This is a genomic window from Ruminococcoides bili, from assembly GCF_040093295.1.
GTDB lineage: Bacteria > Bacillota > Clostridia > Oscillospirales > Acutalibacteraceae > Ruminococcoides > Ruminococcoides intestinale_A.
The window spans coordinates 1-12,149 of record NZ_JBBNJY010000017.1 but is presented as its reverse complement, the minus strand read 5'-3'; the positions used below and the strand labels follow the sequence as shown (position 1 = coordinate 12,149).

Annotated in this window: 12 protein-coding genes; 5 read left to right on the top strand and 7 right to left on the bottom strand. The window is 36.1% G+C overall.

Annotation, left to right across the window (positions count from 1 at the left end; all coding sequences use genetic code 11):
• Position 1 precedes the first annotated feature (1 nt).
• Positions 2–757: a pilus assembly FimT family protein gene (locus AAAY30_RS06820; RefSeq protein WP_337781908.1), complete on the top strand. Its 756-nt coding sequence runs from the start codon at positions 2–4 to the stop codon at positions 755–757.
• Between the two features lie 460 nt (positions 758–1,217).
• Here the strand turns inward: AAAY30_RS06820 and AAAY30_RS06815 are convergent, their stop codons facing one another.
• The 6 genes from AAAY30_RS06815 to AAAY30_RS06790 form a co-directional block, all read right to left on the bottom strand.
• Positions 1,218–1,892 (bottom strand): TIGR00266 family protein, encoded by a 675-nt coding sequence (locus tag AAAY30_RS06815; protein ID WP_499215896.1) that lies wholly within the window; start codon positions 1,890–1,892, stop codon positions 1,218–1,220.
• A 120-nt stretch (positions 1,893–2,012) separates the two neighbouring features.
• Entirely contained in the window at positions 2,013–2,564 is a 552-nt protein-coding gene (locus AAAY30_RS06810) for a prolyl-tRNA synthetase associated domain-containing protein (RefSeq protein WP_368483804.1), read from the bottom strand.
• Positions 2,565–2,660: 96 nt separating this feature from the next.
• On the bottom strand, positions 2,661–4,847 hold the full coding sequence (locus AAAY30_RS06805; protein WP_499215895.1) for an ABC transporter permease: 2,187 nt from the start codon (positions 4,845–4,847) through the stop codon (positions 2,661–2,663).
• Positions 4,825–5,724 (bottom strand): ABC transporter ATP-binding protein, encoded by a 900-nt coding sequence (locus tag AAAY30_RS06800; RefSeq protein ID WP_249376869.1) that lies wholly within the window; start codon positions 5,722–5,724, stop codon positions 4,825–4,827. The genes AAAY30_RS06805 and AAAY30_RS06800 overlap by 23 nt, the downstream gene beginning before the upstream one ends.
• Positions 5,717–6,094 carry a GntR family transcriptional regulator gene (locus tag AAAY30_RS06795; RefSeq protein WP_186935263.1) on the bottom strand — a complete coding sequence of 126 codons (378 nt, stop codon included), beginning with the start codon at positions 6,092–6,094 and terminating at the stop codon, positions 5,717–5,719. The genes AAAY30_RS06800 and AAAY30_RS06795 overlap by 8 nt, the downstream gene beginning before the upstream one ends.
• 429 nt (positions 6,095–6,523) lie before the next feature.
• Entirely contained in the window at positions 6,524–7,462 is a 939-nt protein-coding gene (locus tag AAAY30_RS06790) for an AEC family transporter (RefSeq protein WP_499215894.1), read from the bottom strand.
• Positions 7,463–7,645: 183 nt separating this feature from the next.
• Here AAAY30_RS06790 and AAAY30_RS06785 point away from each other — a divergent pair, with 183 nt between their 5' ends.
• The 3 genes from AAAY30_RS06785 to AAAY30_RS06775 all read left to right on the top strand — a co-directional run bounded on the left by AAAY30_RS06785 (position 7,646) and on the right by AAAY30_RS06775 (position 9,385).
• Entirely contained in the window at positions 7,646–8,038 is a 393-nt protein-coding gene (locus AAAY30_RS06785; protein WP_186935264.1) for a hypothetical protein, read from the top strand.
• Positions 8,039–8,075: 37 nt separating this feature from the next.
• Positions 8,076–9,062 carry an acyltransferase family protein gene (locus AAAY30_RS06780; RefSeq protein ID WP_499215893.1) on the top strand — a complete coding sequence of 329 codons (987 nt, stop codon included), beginning with the start codon at positions 8,076–8,078 and terminating at the stop codon, positions 9,060–9,062.
• A 101-nt stretch (positions 9,063–9,163) separates the two neighbouring features.
• Positions 9,164–9,385: a DUF378 domain-containing protein gene (locus AAAY30_RS06775; RefSeq protein WP_022234185.1), complete on the top strand. Its 222-nt coding sequence runs from the start codon at positions 9,164–9,166 to the stop codon at positions 9,383–9,385.
• 57 nt (positions 9,386–9,442) lie between these two features.
• Here the strand turns inward: AAAY30_RS06775 and AAAY30_RS06770 are convergent, their stop codons facing one another.
• On the bottom strand, positions 9,443–10,651 hold the full coding sequence (locus AAAY30_RS06770) for an acetate/propionate family kinase (protein ID WP_271229680.1): 1,209 nt from the start codon (positions 10,649–10,651) through the stop codon (positions 9,443–9,445).
• Between the two features lie 180 nt (positions 10,652–10,831).
• On the opposite strand from AAAY30_RS06770, the gene AAAY30_RS06765 reads away from it, so the two are divergent.
• On the top strand, positions 10,832–11,965 hold the full coding sequence (locus AAAY30_RS06765; RefSeq protein ID WP_303248501.1) for a tRNA(Met) cytidine acetate ligase: 1,134 nt from the start codon (positions 10,832–10,834) through the stop codon (positions 11,963–11,965).
• Positions 11,966–12,149: the final 184 nt, after the last annotated feature.

Sequence of the window (12,149 nt, the reverse complement as noted above, 5' to 3'; positions counted from 1 at the left end):
AATGAAAACCAAAAATATCAAAAAATATCTCTCCAAACGCTCTATAAAGGCAAAAGCAGGTGCTACTCTGGTTGAGCTTTTAGCAGTTGTTTGTATCCTTGCTATTATGTCTACAACCTGTATAAGCGGTATGTTTGCTATGGCAGATGTAGCTAAACGAGGTTATGATTTATCATACTGTGAACGCACAAGCGATATGATTTCAAAACAGCTTTCTGTTTATGGTAATTCAGGCAGTGATGTTCAGGGATATGTAAATATGCCAACAGTAAGTGCTTACAACAAAACATCAAATCCCGGCGGTTTTATGGATGCAGAAAATCCGTCAGGTGGCTATGGCAATAAAAACGATTATTTCCTCTATGCTGACCCTAATGTAGAATACAGGCTAATTCTTGCAAGATTTGACACAACAACAAGCCCTTATCAGTTTAAGACCGTTACTACTATTGATAATGTAAAGTCAATTACTTTTAATGTTCAAAAGCTGAATATGAGTGCAGAACGCAAATATATTCTTCAATATACTGTAACAACAGTCGGCACAAACATCTGGGATCAGGCTACTAAGAAGCGTGTTGAATACACAATGTCGAGCGGTGTTGTTCTTAACAACACAAACAGCTCTACACCTGCTATTTCAGCATTAACACCCGGTAGTAATGACACAATCACAATGAAAAGTCCTTCAACTGTTGCAAGCAGTACATGTATCCGCATTCGTACTTCAAGCAGAAGTGATGTAGATATTACTTAATCTAAACCCAATTTAAAAGGTGCTGTAAAAAACAGCATATCAAAAAAGCCGAGATTCACGAAAAAGTGAGTCTCGGTGATTTTTTTCTTATATTCTTGAAATTGTATAAAAATATGAAGAATATTGAATACTTATTGTCTGTGCTTTATACTGCTTTTCTTCCATACCCGGCTGTATTTATTTGCATTGGCAGTTATCTTTGTTTCGTCAAGGTGTTATTTAGATCAATATGACGAAAAACCTCGTTAAATGTATATATCGGATCAGAAATTTCTATTATTTTTTCAATTTCCGGTGGTAATTTTAATTGATACGGTGTATAATGTACCTTGTTTATATGGTTTTTCATTACAAATAAATTATATCACAAAAACGACTGCATTCCTACCTTTCGGTTAGAATGCAGTCGTTTTTTATTTGGGTTGTTTTTTACAGCTCCATAAATTATGTAGCTATTAACTTAGTTTGTTGTAATAAAAGGACGGATAGCTGCCGCTACTGTAGAAATCGGGTGTGACTGCAAGAACACTCTGCCCGGGCCTGTAATAACTGTATTAAACAATCCCTCTCCGCCGAGGAGTACATTTTTAACTCCCTTAATGCGCTGGATGTCCATTTGACAAGATGCATCCATTGCAGCAAGGTTGCCTGTATCAACAACAATCTGCTGACCGGGTGCAAGGTTATACTGCTTGCAGTAGCCGTCAATCTCAACAAAAGCAGTTCCGTAACCCGATAGCTTTTGAAGTATGAATCCTTCGCCTCCAAAAAAGCCTGCACCCGCTTTTTTATTAAAATGTACAGAGAGTTCAACAGTTGCAGAACATGCAAGGAAACCCGATTTCTGAACGATTATAGGCATATTAGGCTGAATTTCAAAAGGAATGATTGAACCAGGGAAAGATGAAGCAAGAGTAATGAAGCCCGGACCGCCCATAGCTGTGTAGCGGTTCTGCATAATAGACTCTCCCGACATCATTTTGCTGAACATCTTGCCTACGCCGCCGCCTGAAGTTTCCATATTAAGGTTAGGTGACATCCATACCATTCCGCCGCCCTGTGTAATAATAGTTTCGCCGTTTTCAAGAGATACCTCCACTATTGGAAGTGAACCTCCCTCAATTTTGTATTGCATAGATAAACCTCCATAAATGTTTATTATCAGCATTATATCATATATCAAATGCAATGTAAATAAAATTATACATATATACATCAAAAGACTTCCATTTGCAGAAGTCTTTTTTACTTATGTTTATTCACCTGTCAAATGTACAACTGTTGCCGTATGCCCTACTGCTTTTAAAAACTTATCAAAAACATATGTTGTTTTTATTTTAAGGCTCGATGTATTCACGCATGGGTGACATCCTACATATTCACCTTTTAAAACATCTTCATCTACAAGCAAAGTGACTGCGTTTTCTTTGTCGTTCATAAGTCCCATAACACTAACCGAACCGGGCAGAATATCAAGGTACTCTTCCATAGCCTCGGCAGACGCAAAAGAAAGTCTTGCCGAATTAATTTGACTTGAAAGTTCCTTTGTTTTAAAAGGCTTGTCCCCCGGCATCATTAAAAGATAAAATTTAGTTTTCTGCCTGTTGCACAAAAACAGATTTTTACAAATAAGTACATCAAGTACCTTGTCAATTTCATTGCACGCCTCCATAGTATCGGCATGGCCGTGATCTGTTCGCAGATACTCTATGCCAAGGCTGTCGAGCAAATCATATACTCTGACTTCCCTGTCAAGTCTTCCCTCAATATTCTGCGGTCTGCCTTTGTATAATTCCACCGCTGTCATCTCCTAACATTTTTACTACTAATATAATAATGGATTACTCTCCCTTTGTCAAAGAAAAACAGAGCGACTGCACAACACAATCGCTCTGTAATTTATTTATCTTTCATATACTGTGTCGTAATCACCATATTCAGGAACATTAAAATACTCAGAGTTTTTATTAAGTGTATAGTCAGCTTTAAGTAAGCCGTACTTTTTGAGTACCTCAATGGTATTTGTATATGACTTCGGTACAAAGTAATACTCAGAATCTGTACTGTTAGTACCGAAAATAAATTTTTTAGCTTTTTCAGGATCATAATTAGTATATTGTAATTGAATTTTGCAGACATAATCCTTAGAATACTTCTCTCTGATATATTTAAGAGAATCAAAGCTGTAAACCGAATCATCGTCATTAGAAGAATCATAATAAATATCATCATTGTAAAGAAGTGCAAACGGATCATACAAAACACCGTTAAGATAAGCAGTGTCAGCCTCAAGGTCTTTTTTAAATGCTGCGTTTATATCATTCATAATACTCTTCTTTGCAGCAATTTCTTTTGGATCTTTTTCTTTTTCATCATATGAATACTCGCCATAGTTTTCTATGGTCGACGAATATACACTGTCCTCGGAATATGTTTTGGTCAAAGCATAAACAGTCACACTGCTTACTTGGAAATCTTCGTTCAGACCGGCATTTGCCACACCCGAGTATTTCATAATATACGGCTTTGATGAAAGCACAGGTTTGGCGGCAGTGTAAATTTGTGTAAATCCAGATGAACTATAACCGTAATCAACATCATATGTATCATCGGTATAATCAATCGGCTCATAACCAAATGTCGCAGCCATTTCAAGCAGATTCTTAGAATAGTATCTTGTCACGGTTCTTCCGCTGTTTAGCTTGTAGGCAACGGTAATTATCTCGTCGCTTGCATATTCTCTGAGGGTATTGTAAAGCATACTGCCCCACACACTTGAAAATTTAGCCTTAGAAGTTGTATTCGTCTTTTTCTTGGTGAGAATTTCATTGTGAACATTAATAATAGATTTAATGTCAGCTTCGTCTGTAAAATCGCCCGCACTCTTTGTGTAATATTTCGATATATTCTTGCCGACAGTGCTATACTCTGAACTAATCAAACCCGCACTCTTTACATCTTCTGATTTAGGCACATAAGTATTGTAGCCGAACACATCAAGATTAATAAGAATCACACCGACAATTACCACAACAGCAAGACCTGCATAAATCGGAATAGTTCTTACAATCTGCTTTAAGCCTTTGTAGAAAATCATATGAACGATAAGGAATGTCGGCGCACTTGCAAGAATAAAACCAAAAACAAAACCGCCTACGCCATTGCCAAAAACATTTATAGCGCCGAACATAGTTCCGAGGAACATACCTGCAAGGAATGAAACTATAACTTTTATTATATGGCAAGGAATGTAATAAGCAAAGGAAGTCTGGGCTCTTTCGGATCTTCTCTTCATAATCAGCAATGTACCCAAAGCAATGCAGACTACACTGAAAATTATCCAATAAATAAGATTGTTGCCAAAGTAAGCAGAAATAGGATTGAGTGCATTTGTTATAAAACTGTCAGAAAAATTACCCGTGTATGAGCCTGTAAAGAAAGCGTCAATATAAGCCCTTACAAAAACCATAGATAACGGATAGCAGGCACAAACCGCAATAAACATAATAACAGTATTAAATGTAGTACCACAGCAAGCAGACAGAAAACCGTATGCGCTTATGCAGGCAAGAGTACCCACAATAAAATTAACATACATATTTGTTACCTGCGGAAGTAAAAGCGTACCCGTACAAACAGACGCAATAGCAATAATGCCCATAAATACAAGCATAGGAATGATAGAGAACAAATAAGCTGCACCGTACTTGGCGAGGAAAAGTCTTGCTCTGCTTATAGGAAGCGAACCGTAAAAATCGACTTTACGCTTGTTGTGCATATACGAGAATATCTGCACAGTATAAATAATAGCAAAAATAAGTGTAAGAAAACCGATAATGGCAGATGAAATAACCTGAAAAACCTGCATTTTTTCGCTTAGAGATATTTTCGGTGAACTTTCAGTTGAAAACAAAGGCGAAAATGAGGTTTGATCTGCCGTAAGCACAAAAACAAGTGTAAAAATTATTACAGTAAATACCGACGCCAAAATCGTATATACCATCAACGAGCCTTTACAGCCTTTCAAATCCCATAGAATAACCGAAAAAATCTGCTTGAGCTTATCTTTAAAGGATACTGTGGATGTCATATCCTGCCGCCCCCATTTCACTAATAAATATTTCCTCCAAAGTAAGAGGTATTGCAGAAACAAAAGCAGGATTAAGTGCCTTAAGCTTTGGCATAAACTCCTCTTCCGTTCCCTTTATTGTAAGATTAAATATATTGCCGTTGCGGGTTATATTAATTGCATTAATACCCTCAAATATATTCGGCTTATACGGCAACTCCGTAAATGCCACCTGTACCTTGCGCAAACCGTGCCTTAAATCGTCAATGCCACGCTCAAGCATCATATGTCCCCTATGCATAAGGCAAAGTCTGTCGCACAAATCTTCAAGCTCTCTCAAGTTATGAGAGGCAATTACAACGGTTGTATTATTGTCTGCCACCTTTTCGGCAAGCAGGCTTTTGAGCATATGTCTTACCACAGGGTCAAGACCGTCAAATATTTCGTCAAGGAATAAATATTTCGGACAGGTTGAAAGCGCCAAAATAAGCGCCGCCTGTCTTTGCATACCCTTTGACATATTAATAATAGGTGCCTTTATGTTAATCGGGAAAATCGAACAAAGTCTGTTATATTCCTGTTCGCTCCAATTCGGATAAAGTCGTCTGTAAAGAAAAGCCGTACTCTCTACCGTACTTGTATTGTAAAAATACGGGAAGTCAGGTATAAAAAAGCATTCTCCTTTAGTTACGGGATTATCAAAATGCTGTATGCCGTCAACTTTTACAGTTCCTCCGTCAGGTGCATATACTCCCGCAAGCATACGCAAAAGTGTTGATTTACCGCTGCCGTTACTGCCTACAAGACCTACAACCGCACCGTTTGGAATATTCACGGTCATATTATCTACAGCATTAACCTTGCCAAACCTCTTGGTAAGTCCGCAAATTTCAATCATCAATGCCACCTCCGTTATAAATATTTTCAATAATTCTATTAAGCTCTGCCTTGTCAACGCTCAGTAAATTTGCTATTTTTGTGCTCTGTTTAAAATCATCGAGCGCCATGGCTCTTTCGGCACAATCCTTTGTCAGTTTATCGGATACATAACTTCCCCGTCCGACATTGGATACAATATACCCGTCATTTTCAAGCAATTTATATGCTTTTGCTACGGTATTAGGGTTAATGCCAAGCTCAGATGCAAGACTTCTTACAGGCAACAATTTATCACCCGGCTTCAATACTCCCGCTGATGCAAGACGAATTATATTGGTACAAATTTGTTCATAAATCGGTACTCTTGATGTCAAGTCAATCTGAATCATTATTCTACCTCCAATCTTATAAATTGCACTCATTGGATTTATTGTATTAATTTAAATAGTACATCTTAAATATATACTATTTAATTATTTTTGTCAATACTTTTTATCATTTTAGTAAGTTTTATTCGATTGTCATTTTTTATTCTGAATATGTAATCTATTATACAACAATATTATATGTGCAAAAAACACAGAAAAAGAAAAAAGCAAGACAAAGTCTTGCTCTTTTCTATGCTCACAAAAATTAAAAGAAAGAAATAACTATAAACTTTTTCAAAACATATAATTGAAAATTTGTTATAATTTATCTTATGGCTTTATTATAGCACATAATCCTTCAAAATCAAGCATATTTTTTAATTTCATTCAAAATCAGCCATTTATATATGTTGTATAAGTTTTGTATGTAATATTTGTGCAATTTGTACATCAGAAGAAATTTAACTCTTTTAAAAAATAAATCCAGCCGAATAAAGTAAAACACGAAAGCATAGTTGTAAAAACTACGGTACCTGCCGATAATTCATAATCGCTGTCCATTTGCCTTGCCATGGTATAAGAAGACACAGCACAGGGCGATGCAAAAATTCCGATAAGCGAAACTAAATCAATTCCCCTGAAACCAATCATAATAGCTATGGAAAGACTGATTGCAGGCACAATAATAAGTCTTGCAAAAATAACCGCAATAAGGTTTTTCTTGTATCTTTTTATGCTTGCAAATTCAAAAGATGCTCCGAGCACAATCAACGCAAGCGGTGTTGCCGCCGACGCCATATCAGAAATAACGCTCTCTGCAATTTCAGGTAATTTAATACCGAAAACCGCAAACAAAATACCTGCAACCGAGCCGATAATCAGCGGATTTGTAACTATACCTTTGAGTATTTTTGTAATTTTTATACTCTCTCCCCTGAATACTTCAAGTGTTATTACAGCCAGAATATTATACATCGGAACAATAACCGTGACAAGCATAGATGTCATACCAAGTCTGCCGCTGCCAAAGATATTACCTACAATCGGCAAACCCATAAGCACAAAATTACTCCTGTAAATCGCCTGGATTAGCGCACCACGACTTTTATTTGATTTTTCAAAAATTAAAGCAAAACCAACCGACAAACCGTAAATAACCGCTACGGCAACAACCGCATACAAAAGAAGTGATGCATTAAAATCTGCCGACAAATCAAAAGCATATATATTGTTAAACATCAAGAACGGAAAGAAAACATTAAAAACGATTTTGTTAAGCACAGGCAAATGAGCCTCTTCAATCACCTTCATTTTTCGCACAGTAAAACCTATAGCAAGCATTATAAACATAGGCAGTACCGCATACAGAGCCACAAAAAAATTAGACATTCTACCATCTCCTAAAAGAAAGCATAGCATATATTTTTTATAAGTACAATATAATGTTAATTACCTTTACAAATTTGTTATGCATTATAAACATCTTTCCCATTCCATTCACTTAAATATCATTGAAAAAAGCGGTGTAATGTGTTAGAATAGTTTATAATATAAGTGAAAGGTTCTGAAAACTTGAAAAAATGTGATTATTGCGCAAAAGAAATATCCTATTTTGAACAATATTGCAGTGAGGAATGTCACGGCAATGCAAATAAATATTACGAAACTACCGAAAAGTACGGTAAATTGTTCAGCATTATAAATATGATTTGCTTTTTCGGTATTCCTATCGGAATTTTTCTTTTTGCGTTTTTGCGAACTGCGGGAATGATAATTACAGTCGCAAGCTGCGATATTCTCGGCATAATGCTTATTTTACTTCCGTTTCCCACCGAAAATATGATTTCAAAGTACAAGCTGAAAAAAGCAACGAAAATTACCCGTATTATCGGACTTGCCGTAATCGGCCTCGGATTTATGTTTTTAATCTTTATGCTATTGTTCCCGATTATTTTTCCTGATTAACTTTCGTTTGAAAATTTTAATGTAAAGGAGTAAAAATTTGAATGTAAATCAAAATACAGGAAGAAACTATTGCATTTCCATACTAAGAGTATTAGGTATGCTATTTATAATACTTTGTCATATTGCAAGTTGGCTTGATATAGCTTTTTTAGAACAATTTTTTAATTATGGCGTATATATTTTTTTATTCATTTCTGGATTTCTTTATGCAAATAAAGAAATAAATAGCCCTTCTAAATGGTTTTTGACAAGAGTAAAAAAACTGTTAATTCCATTTTATTTGTTTGTTATTCCTGTTTCCATAGTGTATTTTAAAATAAATGGATTTGATGGCTTGGAAGCAATAAAATATTTATTTTGCTTGCAAGGCATTAATTTTATAACTCCTTTCATACCATTTTCTGAAATTAAACCTTTAGGAAATTTGTGGTTTGTTACAATTATTCTTATTTGCTATTTACTGACAATATTAGTTAAAAAGATTGAAAAAAAGCATAAACTCAATATAGCTGTAATAATTCTGATACTTGTAGCTGCTTGGTTTATTCCAAAAATAATGATGTGTTTTAACATACCATATATTTCACTTGAATATTTTGTTACATATTTTTTAGGATATTATATTTCTAAATTCAAAGTAAAAAATACACTGCCGATATTCATTATTTATGGCTTGTTTTTATTTTTAGCTTCTATTGGCATCAGATTAGTAGGCAAATATTGTTTTGATAATTCTATTAATAATTTTTATTTACTGATTGTTTCCACTACTCATTTAGGATTAGCCGTATCGACTTATTTCATGTGTAATTATTTGGTTAACAAATTTACAATATTTATAAAAATTGCAAAATCAAATATTTGGATAACTTTTGATAAATTGTCATATCCAATATATATTACTCACTATGCTTTTTTAAATAGTGTAACTTCAGTTGATAATTTTGGATTATCTAAACCGATTTCATTTATACTTTTTATATTAATGACTAATTACAAGCGCACTAATTATATTTTATATTGATAAAGCTATACAAAACAAATTTATCAGAACATAAAAACAACTGAATATTTATTTTAAAAGCGTCAATAATATTTTTACAATTATAATTAAGGAGGATTATTATGATTGATAAAATTGCCCTGACGCTTTTAATTATAGGCGGACTTAACTGGGGCTGTGTAGGTATTTTTCAGTTTGACCTTGTCGCCTGGATTTGCGGCGGTCAGACAGGAATTATAAGCCGAATTGTTTACATTCTCGTTGCGCTCGCCGCAATTTGGTGTATTTCACTTTTATTTAGAGATACCGACTCCGATACTGCGGTTAATAATGATTCCGTGTAACGCAAAAGGTGGCTGTCCGCTACGAACAGCCACCTTATTTTTTATATGTAGTTTTAATTAAAGAGCCTCTACAATTTCCTTTGTATCTCTTGCAATAACAAGTTCTTCGTTAGTAGCAATAAGCTCAACTCTGATTTTTGAGTTTGGAGTTGAAAGTGTGCCTGTAACGCCGCACTTTGCTTTCTTGTTAAATTCCTTATCCATCTCTACACCAAGGCAAGAAATGTAATCGCATACGGTTTCACGGAGCTGTGGCTGATTTTCGCCAATACCTGCGGTGAATACGATTGCGTCACAACCGCCGAGTGCAACATAATAAGAACCGATTGTCTTTGCAATCTGATAATAAAGCATTTCGTGAGCAAGGTGTGCTCTGTGGTTGCCATGCTCCTCAGCTGCACAAACATCACGATCATCTGAGGATATGCCGGATACACCCAAAAGACCCGATTCCTTGTTAAGAATCTTAAGCATTTCTTCGGCAGAAATGTTTTCTTTCTCTGCAATGAAAGTAATTACAGACGGATCAAGTGAACCTGAGCGTGTGCCCATCATAAAGCCGCCGAGCGGAGTAAGACCCATTGATGTATCAATTACCTTGCCGCCCTTGATAGCTGTGATTGATGAACCGTTACCGATGTGACAAGTAATGATTTTTGTATCTTCAATATTCCTGCCCATAAGTTCAGCCATTTTCTGTGATACATAACGGTGAGAAGTACCGTGGAAGCCGTAACGGCGGATACCGTACTTTTCATAGTATTTATATGGAATAGCAAACATATAAGCCTTTTCCGGCATTGTCTGATGGAAAGCGGTATCAAATACTACAACCTGAGGAACATCTTTGCCGAATACCTTTGTACAAGCATTGATACCCTGAATGTGAGCGGGGTTGTGGAGAGGAGCAAGAGGAGCAAGCTCTTCAATCTTCTTGATAACATCGTCTGTTACGAGAACCGACTTATTAAAATAGCTACCGCCCTGCACTACTCTGTGACCGATTGCGCTAACCTCTGACAAATCCTTGATTGCACCATACTGCGGATCAAGAAGTGCGTCCTTAACAGCCTCAAAAGCCTGTGTATGATTAACCATCTCTGTTTTGCGTTCAATTTTTGTGCCATCAGGAGCTTTAAAACCGATAAATGCACCCTCCTGACCGATTCTTTCACAGTTTCCTTTTGCAAGTACCTTTTCGCTGTCCATATCAATAAGCTGATATTTAAGTGATGAGCTGCCTGCGTTAATAACGAGAACCTTCATTATTATTCATCCTTTCAACTATATTAGTTGTCCTAAAGCGATTTTTGATATATAATATATCTGAGGACAATTAAAAGTCACTCTGTGAGTGTTACACTATAATGATAAAACTTTTTATAATAGTTTTCAAGTGATTTTTTAATATCTGACAATAATTTTTTGCTTTTTCGAGGTAATGCTATGGCAATCGGCATAATTTGCGAATTTAACCCTTTTCATAACGGACATAAATATTTAATACAAAAGGCAAAAAGCCTTGTAAACGAGCCTGTTGCGGTTGTAATGAGCACAAGCTTTACACAGCGTGGCGAAATCGCAATTACAGACAAATTCACAAGGGCAAAGTCTGCCCTGCTCGGCGGCGCTGACCTTGTAATAGAACTGCCTGTCGCCTATGCCGTATCAAATGCCGAAGTATTTGCAAAAAGCGGAGTTAAAATTCTCTCATCTTTCTCACGACTCACGCATCTTGCATTCGGTTGTGAAAACAGTAATATTGAACTTTTGAAACAGACAGCCGACGCACATAAAAATACTGCCGTACAATCGCTTGTGGCAAAGGAAATGCAAAACGGTTCGTATTATCCGAAAGCAATTGAATCTGCCGTGCGTGCAATATACGGCGAAAAAACAGCCGAAATCCTTGCCACACCAAACAATGTGCTTGCCGTTGAATATCTTAAAGCATTGCCGAGCAACATATCACCACTGCCAATCCGTCGTGAGGGAGTTGAACACGACAGCGAAAACACTGAAAACGGTTTTGCCTCCGCATCATATATAAGAGAACAATTAAAGCAAGGCAAAAATATTGCGGAGTTTGCTCCTTTTGAACCGACAGAGCTTGCTCTGCCCGGTAATTTGGAAACCGCCTTGCTGTATAAATTGCGCTCCATGTCTGTTCATCAGCTTGCCGATTTACCTGATGTAACCGAGGGACTTGAAAACAGAATTTACACGGCCGTGCACGAATATAATTCTGTTAATGAAATATTGTTTGCCGTAAAATCAAAGCGTTACACACTTGCAAGACTACGCAGAATTTTAATATGCGCACTTTTGAATATAACAAAAGAAATTCAAAACACCGAACCGAGCTATGCAAGAGTGCTCGGCTTTACAAATGACGGTGCAAAAATCCTGAAAAGCTGTACTCTCCCCGTTATAACCTCTGTAAAAAAAGGTTTGTCACTCGGAGGCAATACAGAAAAATTACTTAAAACAGAAATTTTCGCAACAGATGTTTTTTCACTCGCTGTAAATCCGCCTAAAAAGTGCGGAGCAGACTTCACAACGCCGATAATAAAAATATAAAATCAGTTACCGCAAAATAAATATCTGCTATAACTTGCAAATATTTTATTTTGTGGTAATATATATGTATATAGTTAGTTTAGACTAACCTATATGTTGAAAAGAGGTAATTCTATGACAAAGAAAAAATCAATTATAATGCTCTTATGCGGTATTTTAGGTTGCATATGTTTCGGATGCGGCG

Coding starts and splice junctions, on each gene's coding strand:
- AAAY30_RS06820 (WP_337781908.1), top strand. CDS start 2: ATGAAAACCAAAAATATCAAAAAATATCTCTCCAAACGCTCTATAAAG.
- AAAY30_RS06815 (WP_499215896.1), bottom strand. CDS start 1,892: ATGCAATACAAAATTGAGGGAGGTTCACTTCCAATAGTGGAGGTATCT.
- AAAY30_RS06810 (WP_368483804.1), bottom strand. CDS start 2,564: ATGACAGCGGTGGAATTATACAAAGGCAGACCGCAGAATATTGAGGGA.
- AAAY30_RS06805 (WP_499215895.1), bottom strand. CDS start 4,847: ATGACATCCACAGTATCCTTTAAAGATAAGCTCAAGCAGATTTTTTCG.
- AAAY30_RS06800 (WP_249376869.1), bottom strand. CDS start 5,724: ATGATTGAAATTTGCGGACTTACCAAGAGGTTTGGCAAGGTTAATGCT.
- AAAY30_RS06795 (WP_186935263.1), bottom strand. CDS start 6,094: ATGATTCAGATTGACTTGACATCAAGAGTACCGATTTATGAACAAATT.
- AAAY30_RS06790 (WP_499215894.1), bottom strand. CDS start 7,462: ATGTCTAATTTTTTTGTGGCTCTGTATGCGGTACTGCCTATGTTTATA.
- AAAY30_RS06775 (WP_022234185.1), top strand. CDS start 9,164: ATGATTGATAAAATTGCCCTGACGCTTTTAATTATAGGCGGACTTAAC.
- AAAY30_RS06770 (WP_271229680.1), bottom strand. CDS start 10,651: ATGAAGGTTCTCGTTATTAACGCAGGCAGCTCATCACTTAAATATCAG.
- AAAY30_RS06765 (WP_303248501.1), top strand. CDS start 10,832: ATGGCAATCGGCATAATTTGCGAATTTAACCCTTTTCATAACGGACAT.